Below are 19,414 nucleotides of genomic sequence, written 5' to 3'. Positions count from 1 at the left end.
CCAGTCCACTTCCATGGCCCACAGCGCCAGCAGAAGCGCGTCCATGGTCATAAGTCCTGCCAAAAGGTAAGCCCAACCTGCCATCCAACCCACCGCAATCTCCTGACTGTTTCCCCCAGCCAATCGATTGCTCCTCAGTGTGGCAGCTAAACCGCCTGGACGGAACGCCCCCGGCCCACAGTCTTAAAAAGCCCTTCCAGCCGGAGGTGCGCGTCCGTCTCCACCCTCAACCGGTGCGTCAGCTTCTCCACGTGCTGCGACATCTCGTCCCCCACGGGCAGCCGGTCGCCCGGCCAGTTCCAGACGTCCCTGGACTCGGCCAGGGCATCCGCGAGTTCGCGGGCAGCGGCACGGACTTTGCGGGCATGGACATGGAGGCACCACAGGGCACGGGCCTTGGCCGCGCCCACCTCCAGGACTTCCCGGACGATCAGGTCCAGGCCGACACCCGGACGAGCTCCGGTTTGCGTCCCAGCTGCACCCTGGGCGGGCGCACCCCGGTTCGTATTCTCCGTCTGTTCCATGGCTTCCCCCCGCGATCCGCCAGCCAAGCAACTCCCGGCGGGGACCGCCGTCGTGTCCCCTGCTGCCCGGAATCTGCAGCCTTGCTCCGAGTGTCCCGGCCGATGCTCAACGTCCGGGCAAGCCGGTCCCAAGATTTGCGCAAGAAGCCACGACGACGGCTCCGGGCGCCGTTGCCACGGCAGATTTTCGCCGCTGAACAGCGGATTCGCTTGAAACTGTGAAGCGCTGAGACATGCCCCGTCCGCCTTAATACGGTAGAAGTAGAGCTATGGTCTCTCCCCCTGAAGTTCGTCGTGCCGTTGTCATCGAGGATGACCCGGACATCCGCGGGCTCCTGGTCCGCGTGCTGACCAAGCAGGGCTTCGAAGTCACGGAGGCCGGCGCGGGCCTGACCGGCGTTGAGGAAGTCCGGCGCAGCCAGCCGGACCTGGTCACTCTTGACCTGAACCTCCCGGACCTGGACGGCCTGGAAGTCTGCAAACTCCTCCGCGAATTTTCCGATGCGTTCATCGTCATGCTGACCGCCCGCGCAGACGAACTGGACAAGCTGACTGGCCTGGACAACGGCGCCGACGAATACATCAGCAAACCGTTCAGTCCGCGTGAACTGCAGTCGCGGATCAACGCGCTGTTCCGCCGCCGGCCCTCCCCCGCCGCTGACACGGCGTCGCGAAGCGAACTCCAGCGTGCCACCGAAGTCCAGCAGAGCCTCCTGCCCAAGGAGGACATCCGTGTTGAGGGGTACGACGTCGCCGGGGTCTTCCGCCCCTCACGCAGCGTGGGCGGGGACTTCTACGACTGGTACCAGACACCGGAAGGCCTGCATTTGACCTTTGCCGATGCCATGGGCAAGGGCATGGGTGCAGCACTGATCGCCGCCACCGTCCGCGCCGTCATGCGCTCCACCGGCCGCCGGCAGGACCTGGACGGTGCGTTCGCCTCCGCCAGCAAGGCCATCGCCACGGACCTTGATTCGTCCAACTCCTTTGTCACCCTCTTCCACGCCCGGCTGGATGCGGCGTCGGGCAAGGTCAGCTATGTCGACGCCGGCCACGGGCTTGCTTTGCACGTTGAGTCGGGCGGGGCAGCCCACCGCCTTCCTTCGGGAGGGCCGCCGGTGGGGGCCTGGTCCGGGTCCGAGTGGCCGCAGTCCGGCCTCGACCTGGCGCCCGGCGACTGCCTGGTGGTGGTCAGCGACGGCGTACTGGATGTCTTCGAATCCGTGGAGGACTTCACGGAAGCTGTCCGGCGGGCCACCCAGGCCGAGGATTCCGCCCAGGCGGCCAGCAGCGCCATCCTGTCCCTCGCCCCGGCCGAGACCGCTGAGGACGATGTGACAGTGGTTGTGGTCCGCAGGCTCCCGCAGGAGGTGGCGGCATGACCCGGTTCTGGACCCGCCTGGTGGTGGTGCTGACCGTTATCACCGGCGTGAACTACATCGCCTGGCGGTGGATGGCCTCCCTGAACTGGGAAGCCTGGTGGATCGCCCTGCCGCTGGTCATCGCCGAAACCTACAGCCTCATCGACGTGATGCTGTTCGGCATGACGGTGTGGAACCTGAAGATCCGCAAGGGGGCCCCGGAGCCGCCGGCCGATGCCACGGTGGACGTCTTCATCACCACGTACAACGAGGACCTGGACATGGTGCTCACCACGGCGCTGGCGGCCCAGCGGATCCGGCATCCACACAGCACCTGGATCCTGGACGACGGCGCCCGCCCCGAGATGAAGGCACTCGCCGAACAGCACGGGCTGGGTTACGTGACGCGCAGCGAGGACTGGACCAAGGACCTGCCGCGCCACGCCAAGGCCGGGAACCTGAACAATGCGCTGATGCAAACCGACGGCGAGTTCCTGCTGATCCTCGACGCGGACCAGATCCCCGAGCCGGACATCCTGGAAAAGACGCTGGGGTACTTCAACAACCGCAAGGTGGCGCTGGTCCAGACCCCTCAGTACTTCAGCAACGTCCCGGCCGATGACCCCCTGGGCAGCCAGGCGCCGCTGTTCTACGGCCCCATCCAGCAGGGCAAGGACGGCTGGAACGCTGCCTTCTTCTGCGGCTCCAACGCCATCCTGCGCCGCGAAGCGCTCATGCAGCTGGGCCTGGTGGGCTACGTGAAGGAAACCGAGAAGAGCATCCGCCGCGCGTTGGCCGCCTCCCGGCAGGCCATCCGGCAGGCCCGCAAGTCCACCGACATGGACTCGCCGCTGGTGGCGCAGGTGCTGGACGAGGTGGAAGCCGCCACCGTTGAAGCGCAGCAGGAACTGGACTCCGGCATGGCGCTCAGCGAGATCACCTACCGGGTGCGCCGCCGCGTCGACACCGCCGTGCAGACCCTGGTGCAGGCCGACGTCGAGGCCTTGCAGTCGGACCTGGAGGAAATCGCGGCCATGGAACTCGCCCATGTTGGCGAGGCCGGCGTTCCGGTGGTGGCTGACGACGCCGTGCAGCGCATGTCCGCCCGTGACTGGTCCCCGCTGGGCGCCCTCGAATCCGTCCAGGCCGTCCTGGACGCGCTCTCGGTGGAACGCAACGACGAAGCCCAGCCGATCATGCCGTTGGCCACCATCTCGGTCACCGAGGACATGGCCACCGCCATGCGCATGCACGCCATGGGCTGGCAGAGCGTCTACCACCACGAGATCCTGGCCTACGGACTGGCGCCGGAGGACCTGAAGACCATGCTCACCCAGCGGCTCCGCTGGGCCCAGGGCACCATCCAGGTGCTGCTCCGGGAGAACCCGCTGGTGCAGAAGGGCCTGAAGATCGGCCAGCGGCTGATGTACTTCGCCACCATGTGGACCTACCTGAGCGGCTTCGCCGCGGTCATCTACTTCGCCGCCCCCATCATCTACCTGCTGCTGGGCATCCTGCCCGTCACCAGCCTCAGCTGGGACTTCTTCATCCGGTTCATCCCGTTCATGGTGGTCAACCAGCTGCTGTTCGCGGTGGCCGGCCGCGGCATTCCCACCTGGCGCGGCCAGCAGTACAGCCTCGCCCTGTTCCCCACGTGGATCAAGGCGTGTACGACGGCGGCGCGCAACGTCTGGTTCGGCCGTCCCCTGGGGTTCGCGGTGACGCCCAAGGCGCGCCAAAGCGGCGGACCCAGCTGGAGCCTGATCCAGCCCCAGATCGTGGTGTCCATCCTGCTCGCCGTGGCCGCCGTCGTCGGAATTGTCCGCCTGGCCACCGGCCTGGCAGAACCGCTGGGCACCCTGGTGAACGTGGCCTGGGTGATCTTCGACCTGGTGGTCATGTCCATCCTGGTCCGCGCAGTGCTCTACAAGGGCTTTGAACCGCCCGCAGAATCCGCAGAACCAACACAATCCGAGAGGAATCCCGATGGAGTTTAGCTATGAGGTCAAGGACTCATATGCCGAGGTCAAGGCGGACGGGCGGCTGAACATGGTGTCCGCGCCCAAGCTCCGCGAGTTCGTCACGGACGTTATCGCCGGCGGGTCGAACCGGATCGTGGTCAACCTGGAGAACACCGCCTTCATGGACTCGTCCGGACTGGGCGCCCTCATTGGCTGCCTCAAGGCTGCGCGGCAGGCCGGCGGGGACCTGCGGATCGCTGCGGTCCAGCCGCAGGTGAAGATGGTGCTGCAGCTCACCAGCATGGACAAAGTCCTCACGGCCTACCCGTCGGTCGAAGAGGCGTTCAGCAATGACTGACGTCCTCGCCTCACGCAGCTTCCGCGGGCTCGCCACCGAAGACGCGATCAACGACGTCCACAACGACATGGACAGCCTGTGGCTGGACGTACCGTTCGTGAATGACATGGACCAGATGACGTTCACCACGGCGGTCATCGAGTCAGCGTCCAACATCGTCCAGCACGCCGAACCGGCGGCCGCGGATCCCGTGGAACTGGGCGTGGACATCACTGTGGAGCCGCTGCTTCTCCAGGCCCGGGTGAGCGCCTACAACGCCAAGCCGCCCTTCGGTCCCATGGAACCGGCTACACCCGGCGAGGATGCCGAGTCAGGCCGCGGGCTTGCCCTGATCCAGGCCCTGGTGACCACCGTGACGTTCGAACGGCAGGACGGCACCAGCACCTGGGTCCTGTCCCGCACGTCTTCCCAGGACTGACTGCTGCCTGGGGTTGGGCTTGTCGAAACCCGGTTTCGGCAAGCCCAACCACCGGCACTAAGACCGCACGCTACTGCTTCGCGGGAAACAGCACTGAGACGGTTGCTCCGCCGCCCGGGGTTTCACTGATGCTCAGTTCGCCACCGTGTGACTGGGCAATCCGCTGGCAGGTGGCCAGGCCCAGCCCCGATCCCGCGCCGTCTCCGGGCCGGTGGAGCCGGACCAGCGGTTCCACCGCCCTTTCACGGTCTTCTGGTTTGATGCCCTTGCCGTTGTCCGCCACATGGATGGTGACACCGCGGGGGCAGGTGGTGGCGGTGATGGCCACCTCCAGCCCACGGGCGGGTTCACGGTAGTTAAGTGAGTTGGCCAGCAGGTTCTGGATCAGGGTACGCAGCTGCTGGCGGTCCGCGGTGAGTTCGGCGTCCTCGCACAGGAAACCGCTGCCGAGCCCCAGGTCCACCCCGAGGTCCTGGGCAGCTTCTGCCGTGACGGCCAGCAGGGACACCCGTTCCAGGTGCAGCTCCCCATCCGCGCGGGCGTAGTTGAGCACGTCTTCGAGGGTTCCCAGCATGCGCCGGCCGCCGCTTCCAATCAGCCCTAAGTACTCGGCTGCCGGGTGGTCCGGCGCCATAGCGGGATCGTCCTCAGCCAGCTCAACATAGCCCAGGATCGTGGTCAGCGGAGCACGCAGGTCATGGCTCACGCGGCCGGCGAACTCGGACAGCATGGCGTTGCTGCGGCGCAGCTCCACCAGTGCATGGTCAAGCTGGAGCGTCCGGTGCTGGAGCTCGAGGAGTTCCACCACCTGCAGGGCCAGCACCTCCACCAGGTCTATCTGTTCCGGGGTGGGGAGTTCGGCCTGGTCGGAGAAGACGCACAGCGAACCCAGGACCAGGCCGCTGGAGGTCCGCAACGGGACGGAGGCGTAGAAGCGTACCTCCGCGATTTCCCCCGTGACGAACGGGTTGGCGGCGAACCGGGGATCCAGGGAGGCGTCCCGCACCACCGTGGTTCCGGGGTCCAGGAACACGGAGGCGCACATGGAATCCTCGCGCGAGCAGATGCCTGCCGCGGTCCCGGACGCCGCAATCTGCAGCTGCTGGTCCGAGGTGATGATGTTGACCACGCTGTAGGGCACCCCGCACAGCGATGCCGCCACGCGTACCAGGTTGTCGAGGGCGCCCTGCGCCTGACGGTCAAGAAGTATGGGGATAGTACCCTCGTGGGCCGGCAGTAATCCGTATTCCTGCAGGCCAAGATCGCGTCCGGCGTCCTGATCGGTCAGCGTCTGCATAGCGTCCCGTCCATGTTCTGTTGACTCCCCAGTCTGTGTCACCAGGCCTTTGAAAGGCCTTTCCGTGATGATACCGGGTAGGCCGCGGTGGTGTTGTAGTCTCTTGACACCACACCCTCTGTACCCTTGAATATTACGTATGCTGAAATAACAGTTCCATGATGCGGAACCTTCGTTGGCTTGCCTTGGCGAGTCCGTCACGGAGGCGCCGGGCAATCCGGCCTCCGCATAGCCGTCACCATGGATGCCAGCATCGCTACCGAGGAACCAGCCAGCATGAAGCTTGCCGAATTCAACAGCGCGGACCCCTCCTCCGCCGCAGACACCCTTAAGCCCTGCATCGATGTCACCCGCTGGGTGGATGCCGTCACGGCAGCCCGCCCCTTCCTCACCAGGGAAGCCCTCCTGGCGTTCGCGTCCGCGGCCGCCAACCCCTTCACCCCCGCCGAGGTGGAGTCCGCCATGGCCCACCACCCCAGGATCGGGGAACGGCCGACGGCGGGCACAGCCGAGGCGTCCATGTCCCGTTCCGAGCAGGCCGGGGTGGATCCCGCGGACGCAGCGGCAGCGGAGGCGCTGGCCCACGGGAACCGGGAATACGAGGAAAAGTTTGGCCGGGTGTTCCTTATCCGCGCCGCGGGCCGCACCGCGCCGGAAATCCTGCAGGCACTCAACAGCCGGCTCGCCAACACCCCCGCAGAGGAAGACACCATCGTGGCCCAGCAGCTGCGCGAAATCGCCGTACTCCGGCTCGAAGGACTGATCACCGAATGACCGTCTCCCACGTAACCACCCACATCCTCGACACCGGCGCCGGGCGCCCGGCGGCGGGTGTCGCCGTCGTCCTTTCAAGGAACGACGCCGGCACCTGGCGGGAGCTCGCCGCCTCCACTACTGACGCGGACGGCCGCGCAAAGGACCTTGGCCCCGAGCAGCTGGAACCGGGCCACTACAAACTGAACTTCGCCACCGGTACGTATTACGCCGGCCTGCAGACCGCCACTTTCTTCCCCGAAGTGGACCTGGTTTTCGAGGTGACAGGCCCTGAGCACTACCACGTCCCGCTGCTGCTGAGCCCGTTCGCCTACTCCACATACCGGGGCAGCTAGCACCCGGCCCACCGCACCCCCGGCACACCGCGGCAGGCCGGGCTGCCGGGCTCCGTGTCGTGCCGGTCACAAATCCCGGCATAGGATCGAATGGAGTAACCGACCAGCGCTTGCGGCCCGCCGGCACGCAAGCGGCAGCGACGACGTGGGAGCGCCTGATGGCTTCGAACAACCACCCCGAGCCCGACGCGGACGCCGAAAGCGGCCCGTCCGGCGGGGTGCAGTCCGTAGAGCGCGCCCTCGCGGTCCTGGAGATCCTGGCGCGTGAAGGCCAGGCCGGAGTCAGTGAAATTGCCGAAGAAATGGGCATCCACAAGTCCACGGTGTCCCGGTTGATGGGTTCCCTGGTCAGCCGGGACATGGTGCAGCAGAACAACGACCGCGGAAAATACCAGCTGGGGTTCGGCATCCTCCGCCTTGCGAGCGTCATCCCCGGCCGGCTCAGCCTGGTCCACGAGGCACGGCCGGTCCTGGAGGGCCTCGCGGCCGAGTTCAAGGAGACGGTCAACCTCGCCGTACTGCGCTCCAACTACGCGGTCAACGTGGACCAGGCCATGGGGCCGTCCACGCTGGCCACCTACGACTGGGTGGGCAGCCTGACCCCGCTGCACGCCACGTCCAGCGGAAAGATCCTCTTGGCCGCGCTGGCCACGGACGAGCGCGACAGGATCCTGAAGGAGACCGGCCTCCCGGCCCGCACGTCACGCACCATCACCAACAGGCAGGAACTGGACCGCCAGCTGCTGGAAGCCGGCAGCAAGGGTTACGCGGTGGTCCGCGAAGAGTTCGAGATCGGCCTGAACGCCATAGCGGTGCCGGTGCACAACCACCAGGGCAACGTGGTGGGCTCCATCAGCATTTCCGGCCCGGCCTTCCGCTTCGATCCGGAAAAGATCCCGGGCCTGGTGGAGGCACTCCGCGAGGCAGGCCTCCAGATCAGCGCCAACATGGGGTACGCCAGGCGCTAAACACGATCAGGAACGGCCCCGGCCCTATGGGTCGGGGCCTTTTTATGTCTCCTTCGGTGCTTTCCAATTGTCTCTTGCGCAACCGTCGCTGCACTGTGCAACAAATAGATTTCGCTTTCCTCACTGTCAAGCGGCCGGGTCTTGTTGCCCCGGCCGGATGAAATACCTTGACTTTGAATGTGGCCTAGCGCACTCTGTTGCCTAACGCGAATACTGTTGACCCTTGCGAAACACTCCCCAGGTGCTTTACCCGTCCGCCATCCCGGTCCGTCGGAATCTTCCAGCCGCCGCGACCCATACCAGAGGTAACTCCACGCACCCCGCCTGCCGGCGCCGGGAAGAGACTGCCGGCAAGCACTTGCCTTAAAACAGCTACGCACCATCTACGGCGACATCATGGCCTTCAAGTCCGGCGAAGTCCCCCAAGCTTCGATCCGGCGGACGCGCCGGGCCCTGCCTTGCGCATGTCCATGACCGCCGAGCAAAGGATCCAGCTCATGGCTATCAATAGTGAATTAACCACCCCTAAACCCGGGCGTCCCGAGGACGACCAGGACAGCATCCCCGCTGAGGCAGCCGCCGCCCCGGGCGGCAGCACACCGGACACCGCAGCCCCTCCCGCGGAAGACACCCTCACCGAACCCCTCCCGGACACCGAAGAGTACGACCAGATCCTGGAGGAACTGCGCCAGACCAAGACCGAACATGCGGTGTCCCAGCGCCGCAACCGCAAGCTCACCCTGGACAAGGCAACTTTCGGAATCACGGGCGCCATCGCCGTCGCCTTCGTGCTCTGGGGTTTCTTCGGCAAGGACAGCCTGGCCGCGACCTCCAAGGACGCCCTTGACTGGGTCATGGAGTACACGGGCTGGCTCTTCATGGTTCTCGCCTCCCTGTTTGTCGTCTTCGTCCTGTGGTTGGCCATGGGGAAGTTCGGCAACATCCCCCTCGGCAAGGACGGCGAAAAGCCCGAATTCCGTACCGTGTCCTGGATCGCCATGATGTTCGCGGCCGGCATGGGCATCGGCCTGATGTTCTACGGCGTCGCAGAACCGCTCTACCATTTCATCTCACCGCCACCCGGAACGGTTGACGGCCGCACACCCGCCGCCATTCAGACCGCCATGGCCACCTCGATCTTCCACTGGACCCTGCACCCCTGGGCCATGTACGCCGTGGTGGGCATTGCAATGGCCTACGGGACCTACCGCCTGGGCCGCAAGCAACTGATCTCCGCAGCCTTCACGTCACTGTTCGGCATCCGGACGGTTGAGGGACCGGTGGGCAAGTTCATCAACATCCTGGCCATCTTCGCCACGCTCTTTGGAACCGCAGCATCGCTGGGCCTCGGCGCCCTGCAGATCGGCAGCGGCCTCACCTCCAACGGCTGGGTGGGCGAAGTGGGAACCCCGGCACTGGTGGCCATCGTGGCCATTCTGACGGCATGCTTCGTGGCGTCCGCAGTCTCCGGCATCAGCCGCGGCATCCAGTGGCTGTCCAACATCAACATGGTCCTGGCCGTGGTCCTGGCCGTCATCGTCTTTGTGGCCGGTCCCAGCCTGTTCATCCTGAACCTCATCCCCTCTGCCGTCGGCGACTACGCCCGTGACCTCGCGGAAATGTCCTCCCGCACCGAGGCGGTGGGGGATGAAGCCCTGCGCACCTGGATGTCCAGCTGGACCATCTTCTACTGGGCTTGGTGGATCTCCTGGACGCCCTTCGTTGGCATGTTCATCGCCCGCATCAGCCGCGGCCGCACCATCCGCCAGTTCGTCACCGGCGTGCTGCTGGTACCCAGCGTTGTCAGCGTGATCTGGTTCGGCATCTTCGGCGGTGCCGCGTTCAACATCCAGCAGGAGGCCGACAAGGCCGGCCAGCCCGGCCTGATGACCGTCACCGACGGTGTGGCTTCCATCGACTTTGACGGGGCACTGTTCAACCTGGTGAAGAACCTGCCGATGCCGGGCTGGCTGACCGCCGCGGTGATTGTCCTGGCGATGGTCCTCGTAGCCATCTTCTTCATCACGGGCGCGGATTCAGCCTCCCTGATCATGTCCTCCCTTAGCTCCAACGGAGCCTCGGATCCCAAGCGCGGGCTCGTCATCTTCTGGGGCGCCCTCACCGGTGCCGTGGCCGCGGTGATGCTGCTGGCCGGCGGCGATGAACCTTCCGAAGCGTTGTCCGGCCTGCAAAGGATCACCATTGTGGCGGCACTGCCGTTCGTGGTGGTGATGCTGCTGCTGTGCTTCGCCCTCGCCAAGGACCTCCGGCGGGACCCGCTGTCGCTGCGTCGCCGCCTGGCGGATTCCGTCGTCGAACGCGCCATTCGCACCGGCGTCGAACAGCACGGCGGCGTCCAGTTCGATCTGGTGACACGGCACGAACACAGCGAGAAGTGCGCGGAAGGGGAATCCTGCCCCGGCACGGGTTCCAGCACTGCTTCGAGCACTGAGGCCAGCAAGAACTAGCCATCCCACGCAATAAAAGTCCGGCCCCGGTGGATGTCCACCGGGGCCGGACCTGTGCTGGTTCGCGTACCCTTCCAGGCCGGGACCAGGCCGGGGCCGGGCCGGGCAGGTTGGGCCAAGGCAGCTTCAGTACGGGCTTAAACCCATATCTGGTAGCCGGTGCCCTTGTCGAAAAGCCGGCGGGTATCGGCGCCGGCGCCGGCGAGCCACAGCACCGAATCGTCGTCCGCGGCCTGGTCCACCACTCCCGTCGCCACATGCTCCCCGAGCAACCACACCTCCACGGTGTGGCCTGGAAGGCGGGCCCAGTCGGCCCGGACTCCTTGCACCGGCACGCTCTTGCCGCGGCCGTTCCGCTTTGCTTCGACAGTGCTGCTTCCGGCATCTGCGACGGCGTGCACGCTGGGGTTCATCTCTTCCTCCGGATAGTCTGGTCAGCCCCTCAGGGGTCAGCATTGATATTTTTTTGATATATCAATACTGATGAAAGTATGACCCGGGTCACACGGGGCGTCAACACCGTTCCGGAATAGCGGTGGCATTCGTCGGAAATGCGCGTCCGCGCCACATGGCTGAGCGGCAGCGGGGCGGCGCGACGGCGAGGGCCGGGCGCTGAAGAGGGCCTCGCGGACAACGTGACGACGACGAGGGCGACGATGGCGATTAGGCGCTGAAGAGCGCCTCACGGACGGCGCGCTCAAACCCGCTGACGTGCACGCGCGCCAGATCGGCCGCGCTGTCCTCATCGCCGTCGATGACCGCCCGCAGCAGGTTCAGGTGCTCGTGCACGTGGGCCGAGAGGTCCGGCAGGCGGTCCACCACCATGCACCAGATCCTCGTTGCCAGGTTGTCGTAGCGGATCAGGATGTCTTCGAGGTGCGGGTTGGCAGCTGCCGCATAGATGCTGTGGTGGACCCGGGAATCCAGCTGGAGGGTTTCCACCACGGAGGCCGCGCTGACATCAAAGGCCTCAACCTCGGCGAGGATGTCCTTGAGGTTCGCCCGGACAGCGGGCGAGGCAACCCGCGCGGCGCGTGAGGCGGCCAGGGGCTCCAACTGGGTGCGGATCTCGGAGATATACGAAAGATCGGTCACGTCCACCCGGGTGGCGAAAGTGCCGCGCCGGGGGTAGGTCACCACCAGCCGGTCCAGCTCCAGCCTCTTAAGGGCCTCGCGGACAGGCGTGCGGCCCACTCCCAATGATTTGGACAGCGCATCGTCGTTGAGCAGGTCGCCGGGCTTTATGTCCAGCATCAGTAGCCTGTCGCGGATGCTTTCGTAGGCGACGTCCGCGAGCGATTTCCTGGCGGCATCCTCCGCGAGCGCCAAAGTCTCAATTGCCATCGCAGCACCTCTCCCCTTGAGCCGAAAAAACCTATTGACCTCACCCACCGACCAGTATACGCTGATCTTCAACCTAATATATCAGTACGCAACACAGGAATATATCTATAGAAGGAGGAGACATGACCCTGGTGGAAACAGCCTCATCGACGGCCCTCGGCGGGACCACGCTTACCGAAACGGTTGAGCAGCCGACGGATCAGAAGTTTGTCCTGACCCTGTCCTGCGGCGAGCGCGCCGGCATTGTCCAGGCCGTGACAACCTTCCTGTTCGACCGCGGCTTCAACATTGACGAGCACCAGCAGTTCGATGACAGCCTCCGCGAAACGCTGCACCTGCGTACCGCGTTCTCCGGTTCGCCGGCCTACACCCGGGCCACGCTCGAAGAAGAGTTCCGTCCCATCGCAGACCGGTTCGGCATGAAGTTCAGCTTTGCCGACCAGACCCAGCAGCGCGTACTGGTGATGGTGTCCAAGTTCGGGCACTGCCTCAACGACCTCATCTTCCGCTGGCGCGGCGGCACCCTGGGCGGTGACCTGGTACTGGTGGTGTCCAACCACGAAACCCACCGCGCGATGGCCGAGGCCGCCGGCCTGCCGTTCATCCACATTCCCGTCACCGCGGATACGAAGGCGGACGCCGAACAGCGCCTGCTGGACCTGGTGGAGGAATACAACGTGGACCTGGTGGTCCTGGCCCGCTACATGCAGGTCCTGTCCAACGATCTGTGCCGTGCCCTGGAAGGCCGCGCCATCAATATCCACCACTCCTTCCTTCCTGGTTTCAAGGGGGCACGCCCCTACCACCAGGCCTACGACCGCGGCGTGAAGCTCGTGGGGGCCACGGCCCACTACGTCACCGCCGACCTGGATGAGGGCCCGATCATCGAGCAGGAAGTCATCCGGGTTGACCACAGCTACGGGCCCACTTCCCTCTCCACCGTGGGCCAGGACGCCGAAGCCCTCGCCCTGTCCCGGGCCGTGCGGTGGCACTGCCAGCACCGTGTCCTGCTGGACCACACCAGCACCGTGGTGTTCCGCTAGCCGGCGCCGCACCCAGCCCACAGCACATCAATGACTTTTCAGCAGGAGAACCACATGGAATCGACGCCACGCATTGTCATCATCGGAGCTGGCATTGTCGGCACGAACCTGGCGGATGAACTGGTCACCAGGGGTTGGAACAACATCACCGTCCTGGACCAGGGCCCGCTCAACATGCCGGGCGGCTCAACGTCGCACGCCCCCGGCCTGGTCTTCCAGACCAACCCGTCCAAGTCCATGGCGCTGTTCGCCAAGTACACGGTGGAAAAGCTCCTCTCCCTGACCGAGGACGGCGTCAGCTGCTTCAACCAGGTGGGCGGACTCGAAGTTGCCACCAACGAAACCCGTCTGGCCGACCTCAAGCGCAAGCTCGGGTACGCCCAGGCATGGGGCATCGAGGGTTCCATCCTCTCCCCGGCGGAATGCAAGGAGCTCTACCCCCTGATCAACGCGGACGACATCCTGGGCGGCCTCCACGTCCCCAGCGACGGACTCGCCAGCGCCGCCCGCGCCGTGCAGCTGCTGATCAAGCGCACCGAAGCCGCCGGCGTGAAGTACCAGGGCAACACCACCGTCACGGGGATTGAACAGTCGGGCCGCCGCGTCACCGGTGTGCAGACGCACGACGGCGTGATCCCGGCTGACATCGTGGTCTCCTGCGGCGGATTCTGGGGTGCCAAAATTGGCGAGCTGATCGGCATGTCCGTGCCGCTGCTGCCACTGGCCCACCAGTACGTCAAGACCACACCGGTCCCGGCCCAGAAGGGCAAGAACGAGCTGCCCAACGGCGCCCGGCTCCCCATCCTCCGCCACCAGGACCAGGACCTCTACTATCGCGAGCACGGTGACCGGTACGGCATCGGCTCCTACGCCCACAAGCCCATGCCCGTGGACCTGGACGAACTCGGCAGCTTCAAGCCGGACGAGATCAGCGAGCACAACATGCCCTCCCGGCTCGACTTCACCCTGGAGGACTTCCTCCCGGCTTGGGAAGCCACCAAGCAGCTGCTGCCCGCCCTGCGCGAAAGCGAGATCGAGGACGGCTTCAACGGCATCTTCTCCTTTACCCCTGACGGCGGCTCCCTGGTGGGCGAGTCCAAGGAACTGGACGGCTTCTTCGTTGCCGAAGCCGTGTGGGTTACCCATTCCGCCGGCATCGCCCGCGCCGTGGCCGAGTTGCTGACCACCGGGAAGTCCTCCATTGACCTGGGCGACTGCGACATCCACCGCTTCGAGGAAGTCCAGCTGACCCCCGAGTACGTCAGCGAGACCTCGCAGCAGAACTTCGTGGAAATCTACGACGTCCTGCACCCGCTCCAGCCCAAGCTGTCCCCGCGCAACCTGCGCGTCAGCCCCTTCCACGCCCGGCACAATCAGTTGGGCGGCTTTTTCCTGGAAGGCGGCGGCTGGGAACGCCCTTACTGGTTTGAGGCCAACGCCGAACTGCTCAAGGAGATGCCGGCAGACTGGCAGCCACCGGCACGCGATGCCTGGTCCGGCATGTTCAGCTCGCCCATTGCGGCTGCCGAAGCATGGAAGACCCGTACCGCCGTCGCAATGTACGACATGACTCCGCTGAAGCGCCTTGAGGTCTCCGGACCGGGCGCCCTGAAGCTGCTGCAGGAACTGACTACCGCGGACCTCAACAAGAAGCCGGGAGCCGTCACCTACACGCTCCTGCTGGACCACGAAGGCGGGGTGCGAAGCGACATCACCGTGGCCCGCCTGAGCGAGGACACGTTCCAGCTCGGCGCCAACGGCAATATCGACACCGCCTACTTTGACCGGGCCGCACGGCACCAGACTGAAAGCGGCACCGCCAGCGACTGGGTCCAGGTGCGCGACACCACCGGCGGCACCTGCTGCATCGGACTCTGGGGCCCGCTCGCCCGTGAGGTGGTCGGCGCGGTCAGCATCGACGACTTCACCAACGACGGCCTGAAGTACTTCCGGTCCAAGCAGGTTGTCATCGGCGGTGTCCCGGTCACCGCCATGCGGCTGTCCTACGTCGGTGAGCTCGGCTGGGAGCTGTACACCAGCGCAGACAACGGCCAGCGCCTCTGGGATGCGCTGTGGAAAGCCGGCCAGCCCTTCGGCATCATTGCCGCAGGCCGCGCCGCCTTCAGCTCGCTCCGCCTGGAGAAGGGCTACCGCTCCTGGGGCACCGACATGACCACCGAACACGATCCGTTCGAGGCGGGCCTGGGCTTCGCCGTCAAGATGGCCAAGGAGAACTTCGTCGGCAAGGCCGCCCTGGAAGGACGCACGGAGGAAACGTCGGCGCGTCGCCTGCGCTGCCTGACGGTCGACGACGGCCGCAGCATCGTGCTGGGCAAGGAACCGGTGTTCTACAAGGACCAGGCGGTGGGTTACGTCACCAGCGCAGCTTACGGGTACACGGTGGCCAAGCCCATTGCGTACGCCTACCTTCCCGCCGAAGTATCGGTGGGCGACTCGGTGGAAATTGAGTACTTCGGCCGCCGCATCGTTGCCACCGTGACGCAGGATCCGCTGTACGATCCCACGATGTCCCGGCTGCGCGGCTGACCATGGCCGAACAGCAAGCGAACAGCGCAGGTTCCCCCGGCTCAGCTTCAATCGGCGCAGAGACCATCAGCGGCTACCTCGCCCGGCTCGCCTCCCGGCAGCCGACCCCCGGGGGCGGTGCCGCTGCGGCCCTCCATGCTGCGCAAGGCGCTGCCCTGGTGGCCATGGTGGCCCGGTACACCACCGGTCCCAAGTACGCCGAACACGCGGCGCTGGTAGAGCGGATCGCCGGCATCGCCGACGAACTGGCCACCGAAGCACTGCGGCTGGCGGATTCGGATGAGCAGGTCTTCCAGGCGGTCATCGACTCCTACAAGCTGCCTGCCGACACGGAGGAACTGAAGGCCGCCAAGAGCGGCGCCGTCCAGGCGGCCCTCGTCCAGGCGGCGCAGACCCCGGCGCAGCTCATCAAACTCGCCGGTTCGGTGGTGGAACTCGCCACCGAACTGGGCGAGGTGGCAAACCCGAACGTCATCAGCGACGTCGCAGCAGCGGCGGATGCCGCCCGGGCTGCCGCAACCACCGCCCGGGTGAACATCGACATCAACCTTGTTGCCATCAAGGACCCGGGTGTCAGGTCGCTGCTGGCAGACCAGACGGACGGCCTCGCGGACAAGGTTGTTGCGGCAGCGGACAGCCTCGCGGCCCGGGTGCGGGAAAGGATCCTTCAATGAGCCCCTCTACCACCACAGCACTGTCCGGAAAGGCGCTGGCCGGAGTCATCCGGCAGCGCACCCAGGATGAGGCCCGGGAACTTGAGCACGACGGTGCGCATCCGTCCCTCGCCGTGGTCATCGCCACGGACGACGGGTCAACGCACTGGTACGTCCGCTCCATCGAACGGGCGGCTGAAGCGGCGGGCATCGGTTGCCGCATCATCGACCTCGGGCACGATGCCACCGAGCAGGTGCTGGCCAACGTCCTGCGGGACCTCAGCGCGGAGCCCTCAGTCCACGGCATCATCCTGCAGACGCCACTGCCGGCAGGAGTCCGGACCGATGCCCTGGTGGGCCTGATCGCGCCGGAAAAGGACATTGACGGCGCCAACCCGCTCAGCCTCGGCCGCCTCGCCGTGGGGCAGCCGGCCTTCGCACCCGCCACCGCACGCGCCGTGGTCGAAATCCTCGACCACTACGACGTCCCCCTTGCGGGCCGCAGCGTGGCCGTGGTGGGCCGGTCCGCCGTCGTGGGCAAACCCCTGGCGCTGCTGATGCTGGAACGCGACGCCGCCATCACCGTGTGCCATTCCCGCTCCGGCCCGCTGGAGCGGCACACCAGGCAGGCGGACATCGTGGTGGTGGCCGCCGGAAGGACGGGGCTGGTGAACAGCAGCCACATCTCGCCGGACACCGTCGTGGTGGACGTTGGCACCAACGTCCTCCCGGACGGCTCCCTGGCGGGCGATGTGGACGGGGCAAGCGTGAACGGCATCGCCGCCGCGCTCACCCCGGTCCCCGGCGGCGTCGGCTCGGTGACCACGGCACTGTTGCTGCTGCACACGGTGCAGGCCGCCCGGCAGCAGTCACCGGTCCAGCTTTTGGAAAACGCCTAGCGTCCCAAAAAGTGTGGACACGGCGCCCGCCACTGACCTAACATAACTGATATATCTCTAACTGGAACAATGAGATATCAGTTGCCCGTTGCTCGCAGACGGTGCTTCGATGGCCTGAAACCTGGGGAGGTATTCCTCGTCGAAGCACCGCTTACGGGCAACGGGCGTTTTCGCTTCAACTCCGCAAGGGGCACCCATGATGACGTTCACGCCTATCGCAGATCCCACGTCCCCAACGGCGGGGACCGGACTGCACTCGCTTGATTGGCCGGAAGCCAGGCGCCTGGCCCATGACTGCGCAGGCCCCCTCCCCTCGGTTCAGGTTCCGCTCCATGAAGCGGCCGGCCGAACCCTCTCCCGCGCGGTGACCGCGTTGCAGGACCTGCCCCACTACGCCTCCTCGGCAATGGACGGCTGGGCGCTGAGCGGGGATGGTCCCTGGCTGCTGTCCGGCGGGCAGCAGCCCCTGGCGCCGGGCACGGCCGCCGTCATCGCCACCGGTGGCCTGGTTCCGGACGGCGCAACTGCGGTGCTCCGCAAGGAAAGCGGCCTGGTGGCTGAGGACGGAACGGGGCGCCCCGTCCTTACCGTCAGCGCCGGCGCGAAGCCGGGTGAACCCCGGCCGGGCCAGCACGTGCGCCCCGCGGGAACCGAGGCATTGGCCGGCGAAACGCTGATTCCCGCGGGCACCGTTCTCAACCCTGCCCACCTCGCCCTTGCCGCCGTGGCCGGCCATGACCAGGTGGAGGTGCAGTCACAACCCGTGGTTTCCGTCATCCTGACCGGCTCCGAGGTAGTGACGTCAGGTGTTCCTGCTCCCGGGAACGTCCGGGATACTTTCGGGCCCCAGCTGGGCACCGTCATTTCCCAGCTGGGCGGCGTACCGGGCGGCTTCACCCGCGTTGGCGACTCCTTCGATGCTTGGCTGGCGGCGCTGGAAGGCTCCGGTGCGGAATCGGCGTCGCGGGCCAACGTCGTCATCACCACCGGAGGGACAGGCAAGTCCGGCACCGACCACTTCCGGGACGCGGTGGCCGCGCTGGGCGGGCGCCTGCTCCTGGACGGAGTCGCCATGCGCCCCGGACACCCCGCCGTCCTGGCCGAACTCCCCGACGGCCGTTTCGCCGTCGGACTTCCCGGAAATCCCCTGGCCGCCATGATGGCGCTGGCCACCATCGGCGCCCCCTTACTGGCTGCGCTGGGAAACCAGCCCCTGCCGCAGGTCCGGCAGGCCACCTCGGGCAATGCCTTCGGCCCCGACGGCGGCTGCAGCGACGGAAAGGGCCGGACGCGGCTCATCCCGTGCAGGTTCCTGTCCGGACTGGCCTTTCCCGTGGACCACACCGGACCGGGCATGATGCGCGGCCTGGCGTGGGCTGAGGGTGTCATGGTTGTCCCTCCCGGCGGCGTCGACTCGGGGCAACCCGTACCGGTACTGCCGCTTCCCTGGACCCCGGCTGCTGCAGCCATCCATGCGGCCACCAGCGCCGGAAGGAACACGCCTTGGCACGCATGACGCAGCGCCGCAAGATCCACCGCTTCCAGCTGGACGGCTCGGGCACCGAATATCCCGTCCGGTTCAAGGAGGATGTGGTCGCCGCAGAAGAGCCGCTGGAGATCCGGCTGGGCGGCCGATCGTTCGCCGTCACCATGAGGACGCCGGGCGACGACTTCGACCTCGTGGCCGGATTCCTCGTCTCCGAAGGTGTTATCCGGGACGGATCCGAGCTGGTCTCGCTGCGCTTCTGCGCCGGCGGCCCCGATGACGTCCAGACCTTCAACGTAGTGGACGCCCAGCTGCGTCCGGACGTGCCCCTGCCCGAAACGATGCGGCACGTCTACACCTCCAGCTCGTGCGGCATCTGCGGCACGGAGTCCATCGAAGCGGTGCGGAAAACCCTGCACTGCAATCCCTCCGCGGACCCGCTGAGGGTACCCGTCGACGCACTGGCCGCCCTGCCGGAGAAGCTGCGGGAAGCCCAGGCCGTGTTCGACAAGACGGGCGGTGTCCACGCTGCCGGCCTCTTCCGGCTGGGTGATGGCGAGCCTGAGCTGCTGTGCCTGCGCGAGGACGTGGGTCGGCACAATGCCGTGGACAAGGCGGTGGGATGGGCCCTCCGGCAAGGCCTGCTGCCCCTGCGCGGCACGGTGCTGCAGGTGTCCGGCCGGGCGTCGTTTGAACTCGTCCAGAAGGCCGCACTGGCCGGCATTCCAGTGCTCTCCGCGGTGAGCGCCCCGTCAAGCCTGGCCATCGACCTGGCGGTCGAAACCGGCCTGACGCTCGTGGGGTTCAGCAGGGGCCACAGCCTGAACGCCTACGCGGGCCGGGACCGGCTGGAGCGGCCCCGCGCCGTAACAGAAGACCCTCTCCAGGCAGGTGCCGGCCGGCAAAGCTAGCGCTCCGCGGTGCCAATTCGGGCCGGTCACTCCCCCGCAGCCGGGGGCGTGATTCCTGCTGCCCATT

At 66.4% G+C, this 19,414-nt stretch carries 18 protein-coding genes; 14 read left to right on the top strand and 4 right to left on the bottom strand.

Annotated elements, in window-relative coordinates; translation table 11 throughout:
- Nucleotides 1-146: 146 nt before the first annotated feature.
- The gene (locus tag OVA06_RS01205; RefSeq protein WP_235501520.1) at nt 147-524 is read right to left on the bottom strand and encodes a hypothetical protein; all 378 of its coding nucleotides are present in this window, start codon (nt 522-524) and stop codon (nt 147-149) included.
- A gap of 269 nt (nt 525-793) precedes the next feature.
- Between OVA06_RS01205 and OVA06_RS01200 the strand changes: the two genes are divergently transcribed.
- The 4 genes from OVA06_RS01200 to OVA06_RS01185 are packed head-to-tail and all read left to right on the top strand — an operon-like array spanning nt 794 to nt 4,622.
- Entirely contained in the window at nt 794-1,906 is a 1,113-nt protein-coding gene (locus OVA06_RS01200) for a PP2C family protein-serine/threonine phosphatase (RefSeq protein WP_268155719.1), read from the top strand.
- Nucleotides 1,903-3,882, top strand: coding sequence for a glycosyltransferase family 2 protein (locus OVA06_RS01195; RefSeq protein ID WP_261621022.1), 1,980 nt, complete (start codon nt 1,903-1,905; stop codon nt 3,880-3,882). The genes OVA06_RS01200 and OVA06_RS01195 overlap by 4 nt, the downstream gene beginning before the upstream one ends.
- Entirely contained in the window at nt 3,872-4,204 is a 333-nt protein-coding gene (locus OVA06_RS01190; RefSeq protein WP_015938602.1) for an STAS domain-containing protein, read from the top strand. The genes OVA06_RS01195 and OVA06_RS01190 overlap by 11 nt, the downstream gene beginning before the upstream one ends.
- Nucleotides 4,197-4,622 carry an ATP-binding protein gene (locus OVA06_RS01185; protein WP_056080913.1) on the top strand — a complete coding sequence of 142 codons (426 nt, stop codon included), beginning with the start codon at nt 4,197-4,199 and terminating at the stop codon, nt 4,620-4,622. Before OVA06_RS01190 ends, OVA06_RS01185 begins: the two co-directional genes overlap by 8 nt.
- A gap of 70 nt (nt 4,623-4,692) precedes the next feature.
- Here OVA06_RS01185 and OVA06_RS01180 read toward each other — a convergent pair whose 3' ends face one another.
- Entirely contained in the window at nt 4,693-5,919 is a 1,227-nt protein-coding gene (locus tag OVA06_RS01180; RefSeq protein ID WP_056080916.1) for a GAF domain-containing sensor histidine kinase, read from the bottom strand.
- A gap of 276 nt (nt 5,920-6,195) precedes the next feature.
- Between OVA06_RS01180 and uraD the strand changes: the two genes are divergently transcribed.
- The 4 genes from uraD to OVA06_RS01160 all read left to right on the top strand — a co-directional run bounded on the left by uraD (nt 6,196) and on the right by OVA06_RS01160 (nt 10,464).
- A complete protein-coding gene (gene uraD / locus OVA06_RS01175) occupies nt 6,196-6,693 on the top strand; it encodes a 2-oxo-4-hydroxy-4-carboxy-5-ureidoimidazoline decarboxylase (RefSeq protein WP_268155714.1) in 498 nt (165 codons plus the stop codon).
- Nucleotides 6,690-7,028, top strand: a complete 339-nt coding sequence (gene uraH / locus OVA06_RS01170; protein ID WP_056080919.1) for a hydroxyisourate hydrolase — start codon at nt 6,690-6,692, stop codon at nt 7,026-7,028. Before uraD ends, uraH begins: the two co-directional genes overlap by 4 nt.
- Nucleotides 7,029-7,186: 158 nt before the next feature.
- Nucleotides 7,187-7,996 carry an IclR family transcriptional regulator gene (locus OVA06_RS01165; protein WP_268155711.1) on the top strand — a complete coding sequence of 270 codons (810 nt, stop codon included), beginning with the start codon at nt 7,187-7,189 and terminating at the stop codon, nt 7,994-7,996.
- A gap of 497 nt (nt 7,997-8,493) precedes the next feature.
- Nucleotides 8,494-10,464: a BCCT family transporter gene (locus OVA06_RS01160; protein WP_268155710.1), complete on the top strand. Its 1,971-nt coding sequence runs from the start codon at nt 8,494-8,496 to the stop codon at nt 10,462-10,464.
- 137 nt (nt 10,465-10,601) lie between these two features.
- Here OVA06_RS01160 and OVA06_RS01155 read toward each other — a convergent pair whose 3' ends face one another.
- Both OVA06_RS01155 and OVA06_RS01150 read right to left on the bottom strand, forming a co-directional pair.
- A complete protein-coding gene (locus OVA06_RS01155; protein WP_268155708.1) occupies nt 10,602-10,877 on the bottom strand; it encodes a hypothetical protein in 276 nt (91 codons plus the stop codon).
- Nucleotides 10,878-11,127: 250 nt separating this feature from the next.
- Complete coding sequence (locus tag OVA06_RS01150; protein ID WP_056080931.1) at nt 11,128-11,808, bottom strand: GntR family transcriptional regulator; 681 nt, start codon at nt 11,806-11,808, stop codon at nt 11,128-11,130.
- Between the two features lie 122 nt (nt 11,809-11,930).
- Between OVA06_RS01150 and purU the strand changes: the two genes are divergently transcribed.
- The 6 genes from purU to fdhD all read left to right on the top strand — a co-directional run bounded on the left by purU (nt 11,931) and on the right by fdhD (nt 19,347).
- Entirely contained in the window at nt 11,931-12,851 is a 921-nt protein-coding gene (gene purU, locus OVA06_RS01145) for a formyltetrahydrofolate deformylase (RefSeq protein WP_268155706.1), read from the top strand.
- A gap of 54 nt (nt 12,852-12,905) precedes the next feature.
- The gene (locus OVA06_RS01140; protein WP_268160568.1) at nt 12,906-15,398 is read left to right on the top strand and encodes a GcvT family protein; all 2,493 of its coding nucleotides are present in this window, start codon (nt 12,906-12,908) and stop codon (nt 15,396-15,398) included.
- Between the two features lie 2 nt (nt 15,399-15,400).
- Nucleotides 15,401-16,072 (top strand): cyclodeaminase/cyclohydrolase family protein, encoded by a 672-nt coding sequence (locus OVA06_RS01135; RefSeq protein ID WP_268155704.1) that lies wholly within the window; start codon nt 15,401-15,403, stop codon nt 16,070-16,072.
- The gene (locus tag OVA06_RS01130; protein WP_268155702.1) at nt 16,069-16,950 is read left to right on the top strand and encodes a bifunctional 5,10-methylenetetrahydrofolate dehydrogenase/5,10-methenyltetrahydrofolate cyclohydrolase; all 882 of its coding nucleotides are present in this window, start codon (nt 16,069-16,071) and stop codon (nt 16,948-16,950) included. Before OVA06_RS01135 ends, OVA06_RS01130 begins: the two co-directional genes overlap by 4 nt.
- A gap of 196 nt (nt 16,951-17,146) precedes the next feature.
- A complete protein-coding gene (locus tag OVA06_RS01125; protein ID WP_268155700.1) occupies nt 17,147-18,466 on the top strand; it encodes a molybdopterin molybdotransferase MoeA in 1,320 nt (439 codons plus the stop codon).
- On the top strand, nt 18,454-19,347 hold the full coding sequence (fdhD, locus tag OVA06_RS01120) for a formate dehydrogenase accessory sulfurtransferase FdhD (protein WP_268155698.1): 894 nt from the start codon (nt 18,454-18,456) through the stop codon (nt 19,345-19,347). The genes OVA06_RS01125 and fdhD overlap by 13 nt, the downstream gene beginning before the upstream one ends.
- The last annotated feature ends 67 nt before the right edge of the window (nt 19,348-19,414 follow it).

This window comes from Pseudarthrobacter sp. SL88, assembly GCF_026672455.1.
GTDB lineage: Bacteria > Actinomycetota > Actinomycetes > Actinomycetales > Micrococcaceae > Arthrobacter.
The sequence above is the reverse complement of the archived record's forward strand: the minus strand, read 5'-3'. Positions and strand labels throughout refer to the sequence as shown.

Excerpts from the sequence above, each read along its gene's own strand:
- OVA06_RS01185 (WP_056080913.1), top strand. The coding sequence starts at position 4,197 with ATGACTGACGTCCTCGCCTCACGCAGCTTCCGCGGGCTCGCCACCGAA.
- OVA06_RS01135 (WP_268155704.1), top strand. The coding sequence starts at position 15,401 with ATGGCCGAACAGCAAGCGAACAGCGCAGGTTCCCCCGGCTCAGCTTCA.
- OVA06_RS01180 (WP_056080916.1), bottom strand. The coding sequence starts at position 5,919 with ATGCAGACGCTGACCGATCAGGACGCCGGACGCGATCTTGGCCTGCAG.
- purU (WP_268155706.1), top strand. The coding sequence starts at position 11,931 with ATGACCCTGGTGGAAACAGCCTCATCGACGGCCCTCGGCGGGACCACG.
- OVA06_RS01155 (WP_268155708.1), bottom strand. The coding sequence starts at position 10,877 with ATGAACCCCAGCGTGCACGCCGTCGCAGATGCCGGAAGCAGCACTGTC.
- OVA06_RS01140 (WP_268160568.1), top strand. The coding sequence starts at position 12,906 with ATGGAATCGACGCCACGCATTGTCATCATCGGAGCTGGCATTGTCGGC.
- OVA06_RS01200 (WP_268155719.1), top strand. The coding sequence starts at position 794 with ATGGTCTCTCCCCCTGAAGTTCGTCGTGCCGTTGTCATCGAGGATGAC.
- OVA06_RS01160 (WP_268155710.1), top strand. The coding sequence starts at position 8,494 with ATGGCTATCAATAGTGAATTAACCACCCCTAAACCCGGGCGTCCCGAG.
- OVA06_RS01165 (WP_268155711.1), top strand. The coding sequence starts at position 7,187 with ATGGCTTCGAACAACCACCCCGAGCCCGACGCGGACGCCGAAAGCGGC.
- uraD (WP_268155714.1), top strand. The coding sequence starts at position 6,196 with ATGAAGCTTGCCGAATTCAACAGCGCGGACCCCTCCTCCGCCGCAGAC.
- OVA06_RS01150 (WP_056080931.1), bottom strand. The coding sequence starts at position 11,808 with ATGGCAATTGAGACTTTGGCGCTCGCGGAGGATGCCGCCAGGAAATCG.
- OVA06_RS01205 (WP_235501520.1), bottom strand. The coding sequence starts at position 524 with ATGGAACAGACGGAGAATACGAACCGGGGTGCGCCCGCCCAGGGTGCA.
- OVA06_RS01125 (WP_268155700.1), top strand. The coding sequence starts at position 17,147 with ATGATGACGTTCACGCCTATCGCAGATCCCACGTCCCCAACGGCGGGG.
- OVA06_RS01130 (WP_268155702.1), top strand. The coding sequence starts at position 16,069 with ATGAGCCCCTCTACCACCACAGCACTGTCCGGAAAGGCGCTGGCCGGA.
- uraH (WP_056080919.1), top strand. The coding sequence starts at position 6,690 with ATGACCGTCTCCCACGTAACCACCCACATCCTCGACACCGGCGCCGGG.
- OVA06_RS01190 (WP_015938602.1), top strand. The coding sequence starts at position 3,872 with ATGGAGTTTAGCTATGAGGTCAAGGACTCATATGCCGAGGTCAAGGCG.
- OVA06_RS01195 (WP_261621022.1), top strand. The coding sequence starts at position 1,903 with ATGACCCGGTTCTGGACCCGCCTGGTGGTGGTGCTGACCGTTATCACC.